A 19,216-nucleotide genomic window follows, 5' to 3' on the forward strand; every position below is an offset into this window, starting at 1 on the left:
TAGAGTTCAAAGAGGAACGCTACCCGCTCGGCATCTGACTCAAAGTTCTTCTTCCCGTATGCGGCTTCAACGGCTTTATCCAGCGCCTGATGAGCCTGTCTGAGATCCGCGGCATAGCTATGGGATTATAGAGGTCGGCGAGGGACGAACCGGAATGCGCAGCCCGAGCATCAAGCACCCCCTGCGCCGCCACTCTTATCCCGCTAATGTCGGATACAGGTCCGGGAAGAACCAGCCGGCTGCATGTATGGGAAACCCTAACCTGACCTCTCCCTTCGGGGTCTCCGAAGCCAGCAACCCTTCCTCAAGAAGCAGCCCCAGCAGATTTCGTCCTGTCCGTTCCTTCAGACCAGAGGCATGGATGACGTCACCCCGCGCTGAGATGCCGTTTATCAGGACCTCCTGAAGCATCCTGGACGCCTCAGGACGGAGCGGTTCTTTTTTTCCAGACGGGCCGGGGACCATGCCCCTATCGCGAAGGTCGACATAGTGCCTGATCCGTTGGATCAGTTCCTCCAACTTAAGCAGATTGCCCATATAGTCCACCTGGTCATGGCAGATTTCCAGAAAAAAACGGCAGAACTTTATCAGTCCCTCATTCGACAGATTCCCCCTGCCGTCCAGATCATTTCTCCGGGGTGCATCCGCCCAGGTCAGAGCAGCCTTATAATCAACGTTCCGGCGGGCAAGCCCGCGGCTCACCGACCAGAGACCGTAACCAAGTACGGGAATCCGATGAAAATATGCCTCTGTGAAAAGACGCGCCACCCGGCCGTTGCCGTCGAGAAAGGGGTGAATCCACATGAACCGGTGGTGCGCGGCTGCCGCCGCAACAAGCTTTTCAGCGCCGTGATGGCGGTCCGGCGCATAGAAGTCCCCGAAGCGACCAAGGAGGGCATCCAGAGAGCCGCTTTCCGGCAGCAGATGACGGCCGACTTTTACCGGTTCTCTACGCAATTTGCCCGGAACAACCCGGCTTTCGTGGCCTGTATCAGGGTCCTTCACGATCAGAAATTCCTCCGGCAGTTGATTATAAAATTCTCTGTGTATCTTGCAGAGAAATTCCCCGCCTGCAATATTAAGCTCAGGCTCTTCCTGTAATCTTTTTTCCATATCCCTTTGAACGGTAATATGGGCAACACTCTCCAACTGGAGGTTACGCTTTGCCGGTTCGGTATCGTAATGCCTCTGCATTGCGCGGACAATGTCATAAGGATGCGTGTTATGGCCCTCGATCAGGTTGGAATAATAACTGTTAATGATCCGGAGCAATTCATGCAGAGATTTGAGCGTGACAGGATGCTGCCGGCTGCCAAGGGCCGCTGATTTCTGGATTACATTAAGGGCAAGGTCATGAAGCATCTCAGCCCTTTCGGGATACAGGGGCGTCATTTTGTGTATTTGCGAAGTCATATCTATCGTATTATTGCCGATATTATTGCCTATTCCTAACCGTTATAAGTATATATCAAATAATAGTAATTACAACAATAATAAATAATATGAATATTTTATTGCCGATATATTTGCCGATGTTTTCCAAGCCGCCCCTAAATACCCCATCCCTGCAGCTCATGTCAATGGCATCACCCATTGACAGACTCAGGGAATGAGCGGAGATTGAAGATATTACGGATTCACTTCGAAGATGAACTCTATCTCTACTGGCGAGTTCATCGGCAGGATATGCACGCCCACAGCAGCGCGGGCATGCCTGCCTGCTTCACCGAACACCTCGACCAGAAGATCGGATGCGCCATTGATAACCTTGGGCTGGTCAGTAAAATCCTGGGCTGAAGCGACAAAACCGGTAACCTTGACACATCTCTGCAGGGCATCAAGACTGCCGATGGCTGACCTCAATACAGCAATGGCATTGACCGTGGCCCTGCGCGCAGCCTTTATCCCGTCATCAAGAGAAACCGTTTCACCGATTCTGCCTGAATAAAGGAGTTTGCCGTTTTCGAGCGGCAGCATACCGCTCAGGTATACGAGATTTCCGGTCCTTACAAAAGGGACATATGAGCCTAACGGCTTCGGCAGATCAGGAAGCTCAAGGCCAAGTTCCTTAAGTCTTTCTTCAGGCGACATCTCAGTACTTTGCATCAGCAAAACCGACCCAGCCGTCTGCCTCGATCAGCGCCCGGTCAAACTCTGCGATCTGAAAGGCTATTGTTTCCGTGCCCTTGCCTGAGCTGACCGTAAACGTGCTCTGCTGAAAATCAAGGATGATCTCTGCAGTGCCGTCATTGTGCCTGAAGAGCCGGTCTATCGTCCCCTCGGAAAGTTCAATGGCAAGCATGCCGCAGTTGAACATATTCTGCCTGAATATCCTGGCAAAGCTTGAGGCGATCACGACATTAATATTATTGACCTCAAAGACCCACGGTGCATGTTCGCGCGAGGAACCGCATCCGAAGTTTCCCCTTGTCACAATGACCCCTGCCTCAAGCGTCTGGCGGGACTGCGGATCAAATCCTTCAAGCTTCAGGTCCTCAAGCATATGAGGCTTCAATGCCTCCTTGGATATCTCGGTAAGGTATTTTGCCGGTATGATCTCGTCAGTGTTAATGTCAGACCTGTCTAAAAAGAGGACCTTGCCTCCGAATCTTTTCATTTCAGTCTCTCCTTTGCATACTTCCTCGGGTCAGCGATCCTGCCCTCAAGAGCAGTCACCGCTGCCACTGCCGGGCTCATGAGATGCACCATGCCGCCCTTGCCCATCCTGCCGTTAAAGTTCCGGTTCGTTGTTGAGGCACAGACCTCGCCGGGTGCAAGTACGCCGCTGCTCATACCCAGGCATGCTCCGCAGGTGGGGTTGGTTACGCAGAACCCTGCGTCCATGAATATCCTTATATAGCCCAGTTTGTCAGCATCCCTGAATACCTTGGGCGTGGCTGGAGAGACAATACCTCTCACCGTCGGGGCAATGTTCTTCCCCTTCAAATACTGAGCCGCAACACGAAGGTCTTCGAGCCTGCCATTCGTGCAGGACCCGATATAGACCTGATCTACAGGCGTGCCCACAACCTCCGATACATTTTTCACTTCATCCGGCTTAAATCCGACAGTCACCTGCGGCTCCATATTCGTCACATCAAGGTCAATCACCTTTTCATATCTGCAGCCCCTGTCAGACCACCATTTTTTAAAGTCGGCAAGCGCAGCTTTCTTGTCCGCATAATCAGATGCAATAAAGGGCCAGAGATAATCGACCGTCACCTTGTCAGGCATGCAGATACCTGAGGTGCCTCCAGCCTCGATCGCCATGTTGCAGAGCGTCATCCTGCTCTCCATGGACATCTTCTTCACTATGCTGCCCTGGAACTCTATAACGCAGTCTGTCGCGCCTTTGACTGTAAGCTCCTTAATGATCCTCAGGATAACATCCTTTGCATAGACCGCATCGGGCAGTGTGCCGTTCACGTTTACCCTGATCGTTTTCGGTTCACGGAATGCGCAGACACCCTTCAGGATACCGACCTCAAGATCGGTCGTTCCGACTCCCGCAGCAAAAGCACCGAAAGCGCCATGCGTGCAGGTATGGGAATCTCCCATGATGACTGTGTACCCCGGCCTTATAAAACCCTGCTCAGGAAAGAGCGCATGACAAACACCATTCTTGCCGATATCGAAAAAATCCTTTATCTTCTGCCTTCTGGCCCAATCCCTCAGGATCTTGCCCTGCAGCGCGGTCTTGGTGTCTTTCGCCGGCGTGACATGATCGATAACGACCTTTATCTTGTCCGGATTGAATACCCTGTCCATGCCGCGCGCCACGAGATCGTTGATCGCGATCGGCGTCGTGATCTCGTGACACATCACAACATCAAGATCGAGCACCTTGGTCCCGGGAAATGGTTCATCCCTCAAATGAGATTTAAATATCTTTTCTGCCAATGTCAATGCCATAGTGTTTCCTTTCAGTGTCTGTACAGATAATTATGAAAAACGGTGTTTCTAAAATATCATATACGCGCAATTTTATAAAGAACCGCCGTCCGTTGCCATAACCATAAGGCAGGCTGAATATGCTACACTTTTCCTATGAAAGTCCCTGATTCCGGACCCCAGCCTCCAGGTGTCACACGCATTTTTCTTGTCTTTCTCAAGATCGGCACGTTTGCCTTCGGCGGCGTATATTCCATGCTCTCTTTTTTTGAAAGAGAACTTGTAGAGAAGCGCAGATGGCTCACCCACGACGATTATCTGGAAAGCATTGCGATCGGACAGATAACGCCGGGAGCGCCGATCGTCAACACCGGTATCTGCATCGGGTACAGGCTGCAAAAAATGCGCGGTGCGCTGGCATCAACAGCGGGCCAGATATTTACCGGCACGCTCGTAGCGATCCTGCTTGCGGTCTTTTATATGAAGATAAAGGAACATCCCATACTTAAACCGTTCATGAAAGGCATTGGAGCTGCTGTCGTTGGACTGCTCCTTTCCATTGTTTTCACCATGTCCAGAAAGACCATCAAAGATTATAGAACTCTGCTCGTTGCTGCAGCTGCGTTCGTTTTACTCGCCGTGTTCAGGCTCAGTCCCATCATGATCATCCTGACAGCCGGTGCGGTCGGATGTGTCCTCTTCAGGAACAAGTCCTCATGAGCCTGCTCGTCTTCTGCTGGATCCTTTTTTATATCAACTCCCTGACCATCGGCGGGGGGTATGCCATGCTGCCTCTCCTTCAGCGTGAGTTCGTGGACAAGCACCACTGGCTCACCAACCAGGAGTTCCTCGACGCAATTGCTATTGGGCAGCTATCTCCCGGCCCGCTTACGGTCATGAACGCATTTATCGGATTCAAGCTCCACGGTCTCACAGGCTCATTGTTGGCAGTAGTATGTTCCTATCTTCCGAGCCTGATAATCGTCACACTTGCCGTGAAGTATTACTACACATACAAGAAATCCGTGCTTATCGCTTCAGGCTTTATTGGTATTAAGAGTGCGGTCATTGGCCTTCTCGCTGCGGTTGCGGTCTCCCTTGGCACCGCGTCGCTCGTCGATCCGGGCACGTTCGCTATAGCTTTCTGCAGCTTTGCAGTCATTACGTTCACAAAGATCGATCCGTCATTCATTATTCTCGGCGCTGGTCTTATCGGTGCTTTTTTCTTCTGATCGGCCCAATTCGTCTTTGCCCCTTCAACCGCTGATAGACTCTGCATGCCTGAGTCTATTCTGTGATAAAATATCTCCATGACAAGATCAGCTGTTTTCAGAACATCCACGGGTCTCTTTCTTGGCGTTATGTTATTTATCCTTATGGCCGCTTCATGCAAGCGGTCAGATGAAAAGGTCGTTACCGTTAATCTGGCGGAAAAAATGGAGACGCCGGCCGGCACAAAGCCGCTCAATGGCGCTCCCCTGAAAATTGCGATCGCAGCAGTTATCTCGCCCAGGGAAACAGCCGCCTACTACGATCAGATGATGCAGTATGTGAGCAGTAAGATGGGCAAGCCGGTAGAGATCATCCAGAAGAAAACTTACCAGGAGGTGAACGACCTGCTGGAGAAGAAAGAGATCGCTATTGCCTTTGTCTGCGCTGGGCCCTATGTAAGCGGCAAAAAGAAGTTCGGCATGGAACTCCTTGTGGCCCCTATGCTCTATGGAAAACCCTTTTACCAGGCATATTTCATTGTGCAGAAGGGCAGCCCGATATCCAGCCTGGAAGACCTGAGGGGAAAACGCTTCGCATTCACTGACCCGAACTCGAACACCGGAACGCTCGTGCCTACGTATACGCTTTCCGCAATAGGGGAAAAACCCGAATCATTTTTCAAAAGCGTCATCTACACTTACAGCCACGACAACTCTATCAGGGCCGTTTCAAAGGGCATTATTGAAGGCGCTTCAGTTGACGGTCTCATATGGGATTTCTATTATGATAAAAAACCGGAGCTGGTAAAGAACACAAAGATCATCTATAAGTCTCCGCTTTACGGCATACCGCCTGTTGTGGTCCATCCCGATACGTCTGCCTCAATAAAACAGACACTCAAAAAGATCTTTCTTGAGATGCATACTGACCCTGGAGGCAAAAAGATCCTTGATGAACTGAAGATCGAGAAATTTATCGTACCGGAAGATGCGTCCTATGACTCGGTTCGCAAAATGCAGGACTGGCTTGATTCTCACCAATGAAGAACCTTTCCCTGAAAGCAAAGCTTTTTATGGCCATGACCATGTTCGTGCTTGTCTTTGCGGTTGTCATCGTCCTTTTCATCGAACTCTATCTTAAGAATGTGCTGCTGAAAGAGAGCATTGAAGATGCAAAGGTTGTTGCGGCAACGATGGCAAACCATATTGTAGATCCTCTGCTGATAAGCGATTTTGTTTCCATAGACGGGTATTTTGAGGAAATGATGAAGGCCAATCCCGAGATCGCCTATATTTTTATCGAAAAGAACGGCACCATTCTCCTTCATACGTTCAAGGAGGGGTTCCCCAGGGGTCTTCTCAACCTCGGACATAAACAAAATACCATTGACCACGTTACCGTAAAAGCAGACCCAAATATTTACCTCGATATTTCTGCGCCTGTGCATAGCGGCCAGGGGGGCACGCTCAGGGTCGGCATCGATGAGAGAATGGGCGAGGAGGCAATACGGAATGCACTCAAGACCATTGCCGTTGTTACCGCACTGCTCCTTGCCGTTGCTTTCGCGATCGCTATAGTCATCGCCAGACGGCTGACTGCGCCCCTGACCTTGCTGACCGTTTCTGCAAGTGAAATAGCCGCCGGAAACTATTCCGGTTCCGTTCCTGCCATGGGATATGATGAGATCGGAAAGCTTGCGCTCGCCTTCAGCACGATGCTGCAGGCTGTCAGGCTTCGTGAAGACGAACTCAAGTCCCTGAATACGGAGCTGGAGACGGTCAATGTCAGCCTGCATGAGTATATACTGAGGCTCAATGAGGTCAGCGAGGAGCTTATCCGGGCAAAGCAGAATGCTGCGGTCAAAGATACAGGGAGGACCTTTCTTCATCATCTCCGCCAGCCTCTGACCTATCTTATTATGGCCTTAGAGCTGCTTTCCGATGATCTTGCAGAAGGGAAACCGCTGTCCCGCGCTTCCGTCGGGAATCAGATCGCTGCGGTCAAAGATGCTGGTGAGCGGCTTGCAGAGCTGCTGAAGAAGTTCGAAGGCCTGCATGGATACAAGGTTATTGATTTCGACGGCATGACCACCATAGTGGATATAGAGAATCAGGGCAAATAGGCATGCTCATCGGAATCGTTTCAGATACCCACGATAATATGCCGGCCATCCGCAGGGCCGTCGGGATCCTTACCGAAAGGAACGTGGAGCACGTGATCCATGGCGGAGATTTCTGTTCTCCGTTCACATTCAGGGCATTAAAGCATCTTACATGCGGCTTTACCGGCATTTATGGCAACAATGACGGGGAACGGGTGCTGCTCCAAAAACTCTCGAACAGCCGCATATTCACACAACCCTATATTCTTGATCTGGCCGGAAAGAAGATCGTGATCATGCATGAACATCATGTTGTGGATGCGCTTGCAGAGAGCGGCCATTTTGACCTTATTGTGTACGGTCACACCCATGTCCCTGACATTCGAAAACAGGGCAAGACCCTCATCGTAAATCCGGGGGAATTAAGCGGCTGGCTCTATGGCAGATCGACCCTGGCAATTGCAGACCTTTCTTTGCTCACCGCTGAACTGATCGAGCTCTAACTGACTCAATTTCTCAGATCTCGAAGGCCTCTCCCGGTTTTGGCAGATGCGTTAAATAGGAGAACCTCGCCGTTATGGCTTCCTGCAATGCAAGCGATGACTGCTCCTCGCCATGGACAATAAAGATCTCAGGTCTGTTCCTGAACTGCGATATCCAGTCAAGGAGTTCGCGCTGGTCTGCATGCGCCGAGAACCCTCCAAGCGTGTGGATACCTGCCCGGACAACGATATTTTCACCAAGCAGTTCGACAACCTTTGCACCGTCCACGATCTGACGGCCAAGAGTTCCTTCTGCCTGGTATCCGACAAAGACAATACTGCTCTCTCGCCGCCAGAGGTTATGTTTCAGGTGATGCCTCACCCTGCCGCCTTCGCACATGCCGGAGCTCGATATGATGATCGCCTCTTTTTTGATCTTGTTCAGGGCCATGGAATCTTCCTGTTTTTTCGTAAAATAAAGCCTGAGGGCATCCCTGCTTTCAAGCGTGAAAAATTCTTTTGCCTCTTCATCAAAATACTCGGGATGAGCTGCATAGACCTTTGTGATACGTTCACCTAGCGGGCTGTCGATATACACATTGATCCTGAAAAGCCTGTCCTGTTTGACGAGTTTATTCAGCATGAAGAGCAGATCCTGCGTCCTGCCGAGCGCAAAGGACGGGATAATAACATTCCCTCCCCTCCTGAACGTGGTTCTGATCACATTCACCAGTTCATCGATCGAAGCCTCCATGCTCTTATGATTGCGGCTGCCATAGGTGGATTCGATCGTAAGGTAGTCGGTCTCCTCGACAAAGACCGGATCATTCACAATAGGATTGTCCTTCTTGCCGATATCCCCGGAAAAGGAGATCTTCTTTTCCTTGCCTCCCTCGGTATACCAGAGTTCAAGGGTCGAGGAGCCGAGGATATGGCCGGCATTCACAAAACGGTAACGAACCCCTTCGCAGAGCTGTTCTATCCTGTTGTACTGTTTTCGCTGAATGAGCGGCAGCACCCTCTCGACATCCGGGGACAGATAGAGCGGCTCCTTAAGCTGAAGCCCTGTCCTCATGGCCTTCCGATTGTGCCACTCGGTGTCAGACTCCTGGATATGCGCCGAGTCGCGGAGTATGAGTTCAGCAATATCTGCCGTTGCAGACGTGGCGAGGATCTTTCCCCTGAACCCCTCCTTCACGAGCCTCGGCACAAGGCCTATATGATCAAGATGGGAATGGGTCAGGAAAAGACAATCGATCTCAGAAGGATCAAAGGAGAACTGACGCCTGTTCACCGCATCCGCATCATGCCCCTGATACATGCCGCACTCGACCAGTACCTGGATATTCACTCCCTGCAGAAGATAGCACGAGCCTGTTACGGTCCGAACCCCGCCCAAAAACGTAAGTTTCAAGAGATCACCTTATCCATTGCTGCTGTCCGTCGTTTGAGCATATTTATAAGCCTTATTAGATTTCTGCAATCATCCATCCGCCGTTATTTTAGCAGAATTTCGACGGGAATCCCTGCTTGCAATCAGCATCGTGCTTCCTTATAATGAAGACTTAAGATGGGGGACGACACAAAATATTGTTTATGCTGCGGGGACCAGGTCCCGTTCAATACCTTTAAAAGGAATGAACGGCTTGAGGTGACATGCGCTTATTGCGGGTTTACCCTTGATATTCAGAACCTCTGGGAGGCAAAGAAACAGGAACCGGCGCAGAAACAGCCTGCGCCCGCGGAAAGCTATGCACTGGTAACAGACGATTCCCATTACACCCGCAAGATCATCGAAGACCTGCTTATTGCCCGGAAGTTCTCTTCCCAGGTCCTGGCTTTTCAGAACGGCCTTGAACTCATTTCAGCCTATTCCAAGCTTCTAAACGAGAAGAAGACGATCGACATCGCGATCATTGATCTCAACATGCCGGTCATGGACGGCCTCACCGCAGCCCGTCTCATGCGCTCTCTTGAATCACAAAACGATACAAAGAAGACGCCGATCATGTTCTTCTCAGCTGAAAAAGCTGACGAAAACCTGAGGCGACAGATGGAAAATCTTGAGCCCGCAAACTACGTGAACAAGGGCTCTGACCCGGACCCGGACAAGCTGGTATCAAGAGTAGAATCCCTTATCGGCTACCTTATGGAGAAGTACAAACAGAAGAAGTAACCGCCTCCCTCATTCCTTTTTATCCTGACAATGACAATAATCTCCTCTGCAACAGCAAAATCTGTCTTCGAAGCATCCGCGAAGAACCAACAGACAGACGTTAATATTTCAGCAGTCTTGATAATAGCTGACATACTCAGCATAATAACCAAATGAAAAAGAGACTGCTTTTTCCTGTTTTCATATACCTTTGTCTGATACCAGTCTTGGCCTCTGCCGGATCAGCTCCGGTCTTTTCCGATCAGGACCTGGATCGGTACCGCAAACCTTCTGAGAGCATGACACAGCCGGCGGAGCAGCCTGTTCCTGCAGTAGTCAACCGGGACCATGGCAATAAAAAGGAAGAGCAGCAGACCTTGCGGAAGATCGAGGTCCCCTATACTGCCTTTGAAGGCAGTTCGCGGAGGGTGATTATTCCGGTCCAGTTAAACGGCTCAGTCACTGCAAGGATGGCCCTGGATACCGGCTCTCCCGGCATGATCATATTCGACCGGCTTGCCAACAGACTCGGTCTTTTTGAAAAAGATGACGGCAAGCTCCTGACCTATTCAGCAGGCATAGGCGGTAATGCACCGTCCATACTGACCATCGTTGACAGCGTGCAGGTCGGCAGGGCTGAGGACAGATTCATCCCCACGTCCATCGTTGCTTCTCTCTCTGACGCCTTCGACGGCCTTATCGGCATGGACTTCATGGCGAACTATGCGATCAGGATCGACACCGCACGGCGCGTGGTTGTTTTCGAAGAGCTCCCGGACAGAGATCATATGCCGGGCGGTCATGATGAGATGTGGTGGAGGAGCAACTTCAGGAATTTTGCCTCAATGCGGGCTGAGTGGAAACAGTTCATAGCTTCCCTGAATGCACAAAAAATGGACCGGGACTATTTTGATAGAGTGAAGCAATTTGCAGACAAGCAATACCGGGAGGCTGACAGGCTGTTTACCAGACTGAACAGCTATGCGGTCACCAACTCGGTCCCTATGCACTGGCGGCATTACTGATCATGGACGAAACGACAAAAAAAAGAATTCTGAAGATCCTTCTGGCGCAGAATCTGATCGCCAAGAAGCAGGCCGAAGAGATATGGTCAAAGGAAGAGCACTTCCGAACACGCCTTATCAAGGCCAAAGGCGTAACGCGGAAGCCGCTCCGGCTCATGCAGCAGGAGATTTCGCTCATCGATATCATTGATTCCCTGCAGCTGAAGCTGCCGGACGACAGCTCTTCACTCCTGACAGAAGAGCTGATCATGAAAGCCATAGCAAAGAACCTCAATCTTCCCTATCTGAAGATAGACCCCTTGAAGCTCGACTCGGACACGGTCACAAAGATCATCTCCAAACCCTATGCCCTCAAACACCAGATCGTTACCTTAAACCTTTCCGGCACTAACCTTACCCTTGCCACCTCGAACCCCTTTGACCGGGAGGGCGTTGACGGTATCAGGCAGTTGAAGGGCTTTGATATAGAAATTATGGTGGCCCCCAAGTCAGATATCATGAAGATCATCACTGAATTTTACGGCTTCAAGTATTCCATATCGGCTGCTCAGAACGAGCTTTCATCAGGGGCTGATATCGGCAACCTCGAACAGTATGTAAAGCTGAAGTCGATCTCCGAGATGGGGGCCACTGACCAGCATATCATCAATGCGGTCGAGTATCTTCTGCATTATGCCTATGCACAGCGCGCATCTGACATACATATAGAACCAAAGCGGGAATACAGCGTCATTCGCTTCAGGATAGACGGCATGCTTCATGCGATCCACCGGATGCCAAAACCGGTTCATTCTGCTTTTGTCTCGCGCATCAAGACCCTTGCACGCATGGATATCGCTGAGAAACGGAGACCCCAGGACGGCAGGATAAAGACGTCGCAGGACGGTAAAGAGGTCGAACTCCGGGTCTCTACGCTCCCTGTCTCGTTCGGGGAAAAGGTGGTCATCAGGATCTTTGACCCTGCCATTCTTATGCAGAACATCGAGAGCCTCGGATTCCTTGAGCGCGAAATAGCTCTCTTCAAATCCTTTATTGCAGCCCCGTACGGCCTGATCCTGGTGACCGGACCGACAGGAAGCGGCAAGACAACAACGCTCTATTCTGCGCTGAGAGTGCTGTCAACGCCGGACGTGAATATTACGACCATAGAGGACCCTGTTGAGATGATCTATGAGGATTTCAACCAGACGTCGGTCCAGCCGCAGATCGGTATAACCTTTGCGAGCAGCCTCAGGACGCTTCTCAGGCAGGACCCCGACATTATCATGGTCGGAGAGATCCGGGACATGGAAGCAGCTGAAAACGCTATCCAGGCAGCGCTCACCGGCCATCTGGTCATGTCAACACTCCATACCAACGATGCGCCGAGCAGTATTACAAGGCTCCTTGATATCGGCGTCCCGTCTTTCCTGATCAACACCACGCTTATCGGCGTCATAGCACAGCGCCTGGTCAGAAAGGTCTGTCCCCACTGTGCCGAATGGTATCACCTTTCAGAGGACGAATGCACCTTGCTCGGCATGGCCCGCGAAAAGGCAAAGACCATCAAGGTGTCGATCGGCGCCGGATGCCCTCAGTGCAGGGGTACGGGCTATTTGGGAAGGACCGCTGTCTTTGAGATCATGGAGATTACTGATAAGGTCAGGGCTACCATTGAAGAGCGTACGACACCGACAAAATTAAAAAAGATTGCGCAGAGCGAAGGGTTCACCACCCTGAGAGAAAATGCGATCAGGATATTGCTGAAAGGAATTACAACCGTAGATGAAGTCGTTCGCGTAACCGGTATTTCGTCACCGGGAGAGACAGCCTGACTCAGGGAGACTCTGCATAGATCTTTGTTTTGGACTGATTTCCCATCGTCTCACCGCATTACGTTATTCTCCGTTCAAATTGCCATGACATCCTATGTGCCCATACCCTCTGAGCCGCCATCTGCATGACAGCCTTTCTTGACGTTGATCAGCACAAATCATTATAATCCATAACATTTTCGAAAGAGGTTATCGTGGAAGACACTAATGAACTTATAGAACAGCGAATCAAGAAGGTTGGAGAGCTGAAAGAGCTTGGCATCAAGCCCTACGGCGGGACTTACGAAGCTGATGACCATGCGGCAGAACTGACGGCGGCATACGGTGCTACCCCAAAGGAAAGCCTGGAGGCGGAAAAAATATCCTGTTCGTTGGCAGGCAGGATCGTTGCCATGAGGGACTTTGGCAAGGCCGCCTTTGCACATATTCAGGATGCAACAGGCAGGATCCAGATCTATTTCAAGAAAGACCAGCTCGGCGAAGATTATAACCTGCTCAAAAAACTTGATCTCGGTGACATTATCGGGATACGAGGTTCTCTCTTCAGGACAAAGACCGATGAACTGACCGTTGAGGTCGAGTCGGTCACTCTGCTCACCAAGTCGATCAGGCCCCTCCCCGAAAAATGGCATGGCCTAAAGGATATTGAGATACGCTACCGGCAGCGGTACATCGATCTTATCGTAAATCCGGAAGTGCGGGAGAATTTTGCAAAGCGTGGGAGGATCATCAAAGGCGTCAGGGATTTTCTCGAAGCAAAGGGTTTCATTGAAGTAGAGACCCCGATGATGCACCAGATACCGGGCGGAGCAACAGCCCGCCCCTTCAAGACCCATCATAATGCTCTGGACATTGACCTTTATCTCAGAATAGCTCCTGAGCTCTATCTGAAGAGACTTCTGGTCGGCGGCTATGAGCGCGTGTACGAACTGAATAAGAACTTCAGGAACGAAGGCATCTCAACACGCCACAACCCCGAGTTCTCAATGCTGGAGTTCTACATTGCGTACAAGGATTATCATTATCTTATGTCCCTGACCGAGGAGCTCTTTGCAGAGGTTGCCATGAAAGCCATCGGCACGCTCCAGATGCCGTATGGCGATGCAATGATAGACCTCACCCCGCCCTGGCCCCGTTTACCGATGCTTGAGGCACTTGAAAAAGCAGGGGTTCCCCCTGAGGTTTTCAATGATCAGGAGAAGGCCATGCAATGGGGCAGGGCAGAGAAGATCGATATCCCCAACGGCTCGTCCATGGGCAAGATCCTCGATGAAATCTTCAAGGAAAAAGTCGAGCCAGGGCTGGTCCAGCCGACGTTCATCATTGATCATCCTGTGGAGCTCTCTCCCCTGGCGAAAAGAAAACCGGAGAACCCAGGGCTTGTTGAACGGTTCGAGCTTTTCATCTGCGGCCGGGAGATCGCCAATGCCTTTTCTGAACTGAATGATCCCTTTGACCAGAGGGATCGTTTCGAGACACAGGTCGCTGCAAAACAGGCAGGCGACGATGAGGCTCATGAGATGGATGAGGACTTTATCAGGGCGCTTGAATACGGCATGCCGCCTGCTGCGGGTGAAGGCATAGGCATTGACAGACTGGTCATGCTCCTTACAAACTCACAATCGATCCGCGATGTGATCCTCTTCCCGCAGCTCAAGCCAGAACAATAAGTCCTGCAGATGAAGCTGCCCTATCAGATATTCATCGCCTTCAGATATCTCAAATCAAAGAAAAAGCACAAAGGGGTATCGGTAAATACGGCAATATCGATCGGCGGCGTTGCTGTCGGCGTCATGGCGCTCCTCGTCGTTCTTTCCGTCATGTCGGGGTTCCATGAGGACCTGCAGAAGAAGATACTCGGAGCAAATGCCCATATCATCGTCAGAGATTACAAAGGTGCAATAGCTGACGCGTCCCCGATAACGGAAAAACTCACCTCCAACAAGGAGATTATTTCCTATGCGCCCTTTGTGATCGGGCAGGTCATGGTCTCTTTCAACAACAGGGCTCACGGAGTCTATATACGCGGCATTGAGCCTGAGGTGGAGGCAAAGACGACAGAGGTCCTTTCACACATCAAGGACGGCGATTTCAGGAAACTTACTGAGGATACGGAAATTCCCGGCATCATCATCGGCAAGGACCTTGCCTCGAACCTTGGGGTCCTGCTTCATGACAAGATCAATGTAGTCTCGCCGATGGGTGAGATAGGGCCGATGGGCATGCTGCCCAAGGTGAAACAGTTTCGGGTCGTGGCCATATTCGAGATCGGCATGTTCGAATATGACGCAAATCTGGTGCTCACTGCCATGAAACCTGCCCAGGAATTCTTCGGATTCGAAGATAGCATTTCAGGGATCGAACTCAAACTGAAAGACATTTACCGGGCATCGGAGGTTAAAAAACAGCTCCAGCAGAGTCTCGGCATGCAGTATCTCGTGCTCGACTGGATGCAGATGAACAAAAATCTTTTTTCTGCGCTGAAGCTCGAGAAATTTGCAATGTTCGTGATCCTCGTTCTGATCATCCTCGTTGCCTCCTTCAACATCATCAGCAATCTGATCATGAACGTCATAGAAAAAAGCCGGGAAATTGCGATCCTGAAGGCCATCGGTGCAACGAATAAGAGTATCATGACCATTTTTATGCTCCAGGGTCTCTTCATCGGTCTTATCGGCACAGTGACCGGCATCACCGGCGGATATCTGCTCGGCATCATCCTGAACAAATACCAGATAATCAAACTGCCGGCTGACGTCTATTATCTCAGCCACCTGCCGGTAAAGATGAGCCTCTTTGACTTTGTTACGGTCTCGCTCTCTGCCATCATCATCAGTTTTGTCGCTACGCTCTATCCTGCATGGCAGGCTGCAAAGCTGAACCCTGTGGAGCCCCTGCGCTATGAGTGAGCTCATAGCCGCAGTTGACATCCAGAAGTCTTTCAGGACAGAGGCAGGGGAGCTCCAGGTCCTGAAAAATATCAACCTTTCCATCCAGACCGGGGAGATGGTCAGCATTACCGGCGCGTCAGGGGCCGGCAAAAGCACGCTCATGCACATTCTCGGCGCTCTCGACAGGCCCACTGCCGGCAAGATCCTCTTCAGTGGAACAGATGTCTTTTCGATGGACGAATCGTCGCTTGCACTGTTCAGGAACAGGAGCATCGGTTTTGTCTTCCAGTTTCACCACCTGCTGCCCGAATTCAGCGCGATAGAGAACACCATGCTGCCGGGCCTTATCAGCAAGAGGCCCTATGCCGATGTCCGGAAAAAAGCATCAGACCTGCTGGGTGATCTCGGTCTTTCCCGAAGACTGCATCACCGCCCGGGAGAGCTGTCAGGCGGAGAGCAGCAGCGTGTTGCTGTTGCGCGAGCACTCATGCAGGACTCCGGCCTTGTGCTTGCCGACGAACCTACCGGCAATCTCGACACAGCGACAGGCAACAGCCTTTTTGAGCTTTTCCTCGATCTGAACAAAAAAAAGAACATTACTTTCGTTATTGTCACCCACAACATGAGCCTCGCTGACCGCTGCCACAGGATCCTCCCGATGGCAGACGGCATGTTCGTCTGATCTCATTGACTCATTTATCCCATTCTGCTTAACTAAAGGTAAGCCCCCCCTAAAAAAACGTTAGCGGAGATTTGGGCAACAATATTTTTTTGGAGCATGACGATGACAAAGATTAGATCACTTTTTTTTACGCTGGTAATCATGGGCATCGGCACGGCCTTGTCCTTTGCCTCAGAGGTAAAACCGGTAAGTACAAAAAAAGATGATAAATGCCCGGTCTGCGGCATGTTCGTGGCAAAGTACACGCATTGGCTTGCAGAGGTCGTTTTCAGAGATGGGACCTATGCTGTCTTTGACGGACCAAAGGATATGTTCAAGTATTATCTGAATCTGCAGAAATATGCTCCGGCAAAAAAAACAGCAGACATCACGGGGATCTTTGTCACCGAGTATTATTCTACAAAGCTTATTGATGCCAGAAAGCTGTTCTTTGTGATCGGCAGTGATGTGTACGGCCCGATGGGAGATGAGCTTATTCCCCTCTTCTCAGAGGCGGATGCACGCGAGTTCATGAGAGATCACAAAGGTACGCGCATACTAAAATTCCCGGAAGTCACAAACGCGCTTCTGCACTGACGGCATGAAGCAGACCTCGATCTCCGTCATGTTCATATCTTTTCTGCTTCTGTTTGTCAGCTGCAGCAAATCGCCTGCACGCTATCAGAATGCCCTGGTCAGGGACAGCAGGGTCGTCATTTCCCTCAGCGATGTCAGTGACGGAAAGGTGCATTTTTACACATACAGTAAATCCGGAAAGCAGGTAAACTTCTTTGTCAGGACAGATGGAAAAGGGACTGTTTCTTCATACTATGATGCCTGCTTCACCTGTTACAAAAAAAAGAAGGGGTACCGTCAGGAGGGTCCTGATCTCATCTGTAACGAATGCAGCATGAAGTTCGGCGTTGCTGAGGAGAAATGGGAGGAAAAAGACGGGTGCAATCCTATCTATCTAAAGAGTTCTATCGAGGGTAATAACCTGGTCATTGATACTGCGGTGATAGAGAAAGGGGCAAAACTATTCTGACGCTCAAGCTCCGGCAAGAATACCGCGGGTCATCCGAAGTTGCCGTGAAGCCATACCCGCAAGCTCAAGATTATGCGTAATAAAAATAAAGGTCATCTTCTTTTCCCTATTCAGTTTTCTGAAGAGCTCCATGATATCGGCCTCTGTCTCTTCATCCAGATCTCCTGTAGGCTCATCAGCAAGAATAACCGGCGGGTCATACATCAGTGCCCGGGCAATGGCAACACGGCGCTGCTGACCGCCTGAGAGCTGCGACGGATACGCAGATGCCTTGTCTCCAATGCCGACAAGACCGAGATACTCCTCTGCCTTCTTAACGGCATTCAAATCCTTCCTTCTGCTGAAGAGCCCGGGGAGAAGGACATTTTCAGTCGAAGTGAGCATGGGGAGAAGGCTCGCGAACTGGAACATGAACCCGATATTCTCATTCCGGTATGCAGAGAGGTTTTCATCATCGAGACTGCAGATATCCCGGCCGTCAAAGAGCACCTTTCCAGAGGTCGGCTTCATGATACCGCCGATGATCGATATGAGCGTTGTCTTTCCCGATCCTGAATGGCCGACGATCGAAACGAATTCTCCCCTTTCGATGCTGAGGGAAACATCATTAACCGCAGCAATATCCTGTTCACCCACTGAAAAGATCTTTGAGAGTCCTGAAACTTCGATCTGGGCCATGAGCTATTCCTTCTTGATCGCCATGAGCGGTTCCATTTTCTTGATCTTCTGTATCGGGGAAAGGGCGCCGGCAATGCATATAGCGTTTCCAATGAGGAACCCGACGCACGCGATAAGCAGACGATTCATTATCGTAAGATGCATGGGCAGGCTCTTCATGATCGCAAAGTTTTTTGCAAGCACTATCGACAGCACGGTCCCTCCGATGATTCCAATAATGCTGCCGATACTGCCGACGATGATAACTTCCGTAAGGAATACCATGACGATATGTGCCTCCCGTGCGCCGACAGCCCGCATAATGCCAACCTCGCGCGCACGTTCATTGGCAATGGCAGAGAAGATCGCCCAGGTAAGGAAGCCCGACAACAGGGAAATAAGGATCATGGTGAAGATAAATATCTGATTAATATCCCGCAGCGTCGTAATAATGCTCTTGCCGATATCTTTCCGCGCCATGGTATCAAGGTCAACAAAGGCGTCCTCAATTTCACCGGCCACCTTATAGGGATCCATCCCTTTTTTCACTTTAAGGAACACGATCGAGACCTGGCCAGGCTTCAGATCCGTCTGGCCCTTGATCATGATGTCCTCGAGATTATCGTCATTGATAAAGAGGGCCGTATCAAGTCCGGTGCCTGTCTTGTCGAGAACACCGACCATCTTGAAGATGTTGCCGAAAAGGACCTTGTCAACATCAACAAGCCCTACTCTGATATTGAAGGCAGACTCGTTGCCGACAAGGGCCTCGCCCTTCTGCAGCTTTCTGCCGAACTTTTCGCTCAGCCACGGTTTAACCACAAAATCAGTATCCTGATTAAAGGCGACAACAACCGTTTCAGGCACATCGCAGCACTTCCCCTGCATGGTCGTGAGGTACGTCTGATAGGTCATCTGATCAATGCCTTTGATCGTCTTCAGCTTGCCAAGTACATCGCGGCTCATATAAAAGGACTTTGCCTTGTTCTCTAGGAGCACATCCTCGGCAGCTCCCCGGGAACCTGCAGGGACGACAAGGATATCAGCGCCGAGCCGCTCTGAGGCAAGTCTGATGCTCGATGATACCCTGCTGACAAAGGACAGCGCAAAGACCAGGGCAGAGACGAGGATTGCAATGGCAGCTATAAGTATAGCCGTGCGAAGCGGTTTTCTCTTAAGGTTCCGCAGCGCGAACGAAGTGATCGTAAATTCGGTCAGCATAGTCATTTATTATATCGAATTAAAGATAAACTTGCTATGCGGCTTCGGCCGCATAGCAAGT

At 50.7% G+C, this 19,216-nt stretch carries 20 protein-coding genes; 13 read left to right on the forward strand and 7 right to left on the reverse strand.

From position 1 onward, the window contains the following. Nucleotides 1-195: 195 nt before the first annotated feature. The 4 genes from HZB62_03440 to HZB62_03455 all read right to left on the reverse strand — a co-directional run bounded on the left by HZB62_03440 (nucleotide 196) and on the right by HZB62_03455 (nucleotide 3,912). On the reverse strand, nucleotides 196-1,413 hold the full coding sequence (locus tag HZB62_03440; protein MBI5074217.1) for a Fic family protein: 1,218 nt from the start codon (nucleotides 1,411-1,413) through the stop codon (nucleotides 196-198). A 216-nt stretch (nucleotides 1,414-1,629) separates the two neighbouring features. Next, nucleotides 1,630-2,091: a RidA family protein gene (locus HZB62_03445; protein MBI5074218.1), complete on the reverse strand. Its 462-nt coding sequence runs from the start codon at nucleotides 2,089-2,091 to the stop codon at nucleotides 1,630-1,632. Nucleotide 2,092: 1 nt separating this feature from the next. Then, a complete protein-coding gene (locus HZB62_03450) occupies nucleotides 2,093-2,617 on the reverse strand; it encodes a 3-isopropylmalate dehydratase small subunit (GenBank protein MBI5074219.1) in 525 nt (174 codons plus the stop codon). Beyond that, nucleotides 2,614-3,912 (reverse strand): 3-isopropylmalate dehydratase large subunit, encoded by a 1,299-nt coding sequence (locus HZB62_03455; GenBank protein MBI5074220.1) that lies wholly within the window; start codon nucleotides 3,910-3,912, stop codon nucleotides 2,614-2,616. Before HZB62_03455 ends, HZB62_03450 begins: the two co-directional genes overlap by 4 nt. A 135-nt stretch (nucleotides 3,913-4,047) precedes the next feature. Here HZB62_03455 and HZB62_03460 point away from each other — a divergent pair, with 135 nt between their 5' ends. From HZB62_03460 to HZB62_03480, 5 genes are all read left to right on the forward strand, one after another. Beyond that, nucleotides 4,048-4,611 carry a chromate transporter gene (locus tag HZB62_03460; protein ID MBI5074221.1) on the forward strand — a complete coding sequence of 188 codons (564 nt, stop codon included), beginning with the start codon at nucleotides 4,048-4,050 and terminating at the stop codon, nucleotides 4,609-4,611. Continuing rightward, entirely contained in the window at nucleotides 4,608-5,123 is a 516-nt protein-coding gene (locus HZB62_03465) for a chromate transporter (protein MBI5074222.1), read from the forward strand. Before HZB62_03460 ends, HZB62_03465 begins: the two co-directional genes overlap by 4 nt. Nucleotides 5,124-5,201: 78 nt before the next feature. Further along, entirely contained in the window at nucleotides 5,202-6,146 is a 945-nt protein-coding gene (gene phnD, locus HZB62_03470; GenBank protein ID MBI5074223.1) for a phosphate/phosphite/phosphonate ABC transporter substrate-binding protein, read from the forward strand. Beyond that, the gene (locus tag HZB62_03475) at nucleotides 6,143-7,225 is read left to right on the forward strand and encodes a HAMP domain-containing protein (GenBank protein MBI5074224.1); all 1,083 of its coding nucleotides are present in this window, start codon (nucleotides 6,143-6,145) and stop codon (nucleotides 7,223-7,225) included. Before phnD ends, HZB62_03475 begins: the two co-directional genes overlap by 4 nt. A gap of 2 nt (nucleotides 7,226-7,227) precedes the next feature. Further along, complete coding sequence (locus HZB62_03480) at nucleotides 7,228-7,707, forward strand: metallophosphoesterase (GenBank protein ID MBI5074225.1); 480 nt, start codon at nucleotides 7,228-7,230, stop codon at nucleotides 7,705-7,707. A gap of 13 nt (nucleotides 7,708-7,720) precedes the next feature. Here HZB62_03480 and HZB62_03485 read toward each other — a convergent pair whose 3' ends face one another. Next, complete coding sequence (locus HZB62_03485) at nucleotides 7,721-9,100, reverse strand: MBL fold metallo-hydrolase (GenBank protein MBI5074226.1); 1,380 nt, start codon at nucleotides 9,098-9,100, stop codon at nucleotides 7,721-7,723. A 156-nt stretch (nucleotides 9,101-9,256) separates the two neighbouring features. On the opposite strand from HZB62_03485, the gene HZB62_03490 reads away from it, so the two are divergent. From HZB62_03490 to HZB62_03525, 8 genes are all read left to right on the forward strand, one after another. Next, nucleotides 9,257-9,862 carry a response regulator gene (locus HZB62_03490; protein MBI5074227.1) on the forward strand — a complete coding sequence of 202 codons (606 nt, stop codon included), beginning with the start codon at nucleotides 9,257-9,259 and terminating at the stop codon, nucleotides 9,860-9,862. 152 nt (nucleotides 9,863-10,014) lie between these two features. Continuing rightward, on the forward strand, nucleotides 10,015-10,866 hold the full coding sequence (locus HZB62_03495) for a clan AA aspartic protease (GenBank protein MBI5074228.1): 852 nt from the start codon (nucleotides 10,015-10,017) through the stop codon (nucleotides 10,864-10,866). 2 nt (nucleotides 10,867-10,868) lie between these two features. Beyond that, the gene (locus tag HZB62_03500) at nucleotides 10,869-12,680 is read left to right on the forward strand and encodes a type II/IV secretion system protein (protein ID MBI5074229.1); all 1,812 of its coding nucleotides are present in this window, start codon (nucleotides 10,869-10,871) and stop codon (nucleotides 12,678-12,680) included. 194 nt (nucleotides 12,681-12,874) lie between these two features. Continuing rightward, nucleotides 12,875-14,350, forward strand: a complete 1,476-nt coding sequence (lysS, locus tag HZB62_03505) for a lysine--tRNA ligase (GenBank protein MBI5074230.1) — start codon at nucleotides 12,875-12,877, stop codon at nucleotides 14,348-14,350. A gap of 9 nt (nucleotides 14,351-14,359) precedes the next feature. Continuing rightward, complete coding sequence (locus HZB62_03510; protein MBI5074231.1) at nucleotides 14,360-15,589, forward strand: lipoprotein-releasing ABC transporter permease subunit; 1,230 nt, start codon at nucleotides 14,360-14,362, stop codon at nucleotides 15,587-15,589. Beyond that, on the forward strand, nucleotides 15,582-16,253 hold the full coding sequence (locus HZB62_03515; GenBank protein MBI5074232.1) for an ABC transporter ATP-binding protein: 672 nt from the start codon (nucleotides 15,582-15,584) through the stop codon (nucleotides 16,251-16,253). Before HZB62_03510 ends, HZB62_03515 begins: the two co-directional genes overlap by 8 nt. A 102-nt stretch (nucleotides 16,254-16,355) precedes the next feature. Continuing rightward, entirely contained in the window at nucleotides 16,356-16,829 is a 474-nt protein-coding gene (locus HZB62_03520; protein ID MBI5074233.1) for a nitrous oxide reductase accessory protein NosL, read from the forward strand. 4 nt (nucleotides 16,830-16,833) lie between these two features. Further along, nucleotides 16,834-17,277 carry a DUF2318 domain-containing protein gene (locus HZB62_03525; protein ID MBI5074234.1) on the forward strand — a complete coding sequence of 148 codons (444 nt, stop codon included), beginning with the start codon at nucleotides 16,834-16,836 and terminating at the stop codon, nucleotides 17,275-17,277. A 3-nt stretch (nucleotides 17,278-17,280) separates the two neighbouring features. Here the strand turns inward: HZB62_03525 and HZB62_03530 are convergent, their stop codons facing one another. After that, nucleotides 17,281-17,955 carry an ABC transporter ATP-binding protein gene (locus tag HZB62_03530; protein MBI5074235.1) on the reverse strand — a complete coding sequence of 225 codons (675 nt, stop codon included), beginning with the start codon at nucleotides 17,953-17,955 and terminating at the stop codon, nucleotides 17,281-17,283. Nucleotides 17,956-17,958: 3 nt separating this feature from the next. Next, nucleotides 17,959-19,155: an ABC transporter permease gene (locus HZB62_03535; GenBank protein ID MBI5074236.1), complete on the reverse strand. Its 1,197-nt coding sequence runs from the start codon at nucleotides 19,153-19,155 to the stop codon at nucleotides 17,959-17,961. Nucleotides 19,156-19,216 lie beyond the last annotated feature (61 nt).

It is taken from the genome of Nitrospirota bacterium (genome assembly GCA_016214855.1).
GTDB lineage: Bacteria > Nitrospirota > Thermodesulfovibrionia > Thermodesulfovibrionales > UBA6898 > UBA6898.

Coding starts and splice junctions, on each gene's coding strand:
- HZB62_03475 (MBI5074224.1), top strand. CDS start 6,143: ATGAAGAACCTTTCCCTGAAAGCAAAGCTTTTTATGGCCATGACCATG.
- HZB62_03455 (MBI5074220.1), bottom strand. CDS start 3,912: ATGGCATTGACATTGGCAGAAAAGATATTTAAATCTCATTTGAGGGAT.
- HZB62_03520 (MBI5074233.1), top strand. CDS start 16,356: ATGACAAAGATTAGATCACTTTTTTTTACGCTGGTAATCATGGGCATC.
- HZB62_03510 (MBI5074231.1), top strand. CDS start 14,360: ATGAAGCTGCCCTATCAGATATTCATCGCCTTCAGATATCTCAAATCA.
- HZB62_03460 (MBI5074221.1), top strand. CDS start 4,048: ATGAAAGTCCCTGATTCCGGACCCCAGCCTCCAGGTGTCACACGCATT.
- HZB62_03480 (MBI5074225.1), top strand. CDS start 7,228: ATGCTCATCGGAATCGTTTCAGATACCCACGATAATATGCCGGCCATC.
- HZB62_03490 (MBI5074227.1), top strand. CDS start 9,257: ATGGGGGACGACACAAAATATTGTTTATGCTGCGGGGACCAGGTCCCG.
- HZB62_03515 (MBI5074232.1), top strand. CDS start 15,582: ATGAGTGAGCTCATAGCCGCAGTTGACATCCAGAAGTCTTTCAGGACA.
- HZB62_03535 (MBI5074236.1), bottom strand. CDS start 19,155: ATGCTGACCGAATTTACGATCACTTCGTTCGCGCTGCGGAACCTTAAG.
- HZB62_03465 (MBI5074222.1), top strand. CDS start 4,608: ATGAGCCTGCTCGTCTTCTGCTGGATCCTTTTTTATATCAACTCCCTG.
- HZB62_03530 (MBI5074235.1), bottom strand. CDS start 17,955: ATGGCCCAGATCGAAGTTTCAGGACTCTCAAAGATCTTTTCAGTGGGT.
- HZB62_03500 (MBI5074229.1), top strand. CDS start 10,869: ATGGACGAAACGACAAAAAAAAGAATTCTGAAGATCCTTCTGGCGCAG.
- HZB62_03495 (MBI5074228.1), top strand. CDS start 10,015: ATGAAAAAGAGACTGCTTTTTCCTGTTTTCATATACCTTTGTCTGATA.
- phnD (MBI5074223.1), top strand. CDS start 5,202: ATGACAAGATCAGCTGTTTTCAGAACATCCACGGGTCTCTTTCTTGGC.
- HZB62_03445 (MBI5074218.1), bottom strand. CDS start 2,091: ATGTCGCCTGAAGAAAGACTTAAGGAACTTGGCCTTGAGCTTCCTGAT.
- HZB62_03525 (MBI5074234.1), top strand. CDS start 16,834: ATGAAGCAGACCTCGATCTCCGTCATGTTCATATCTTTTCTGCTTCTG.
- HZB62_03450 (MBI5074219.1), bottom strand. CDS start 2,617: ATGAAAAGATTCGGAGGCAAGGTCCTCTTTTTAGACAGGTCTGACATT.
- HZB62_03440 (MBI5074217.1), bottom strand. CDS start 1,413: ATGACTTCGCAAATACACAAAATGACGCCCCTGTATCCCGAAAGGGCT.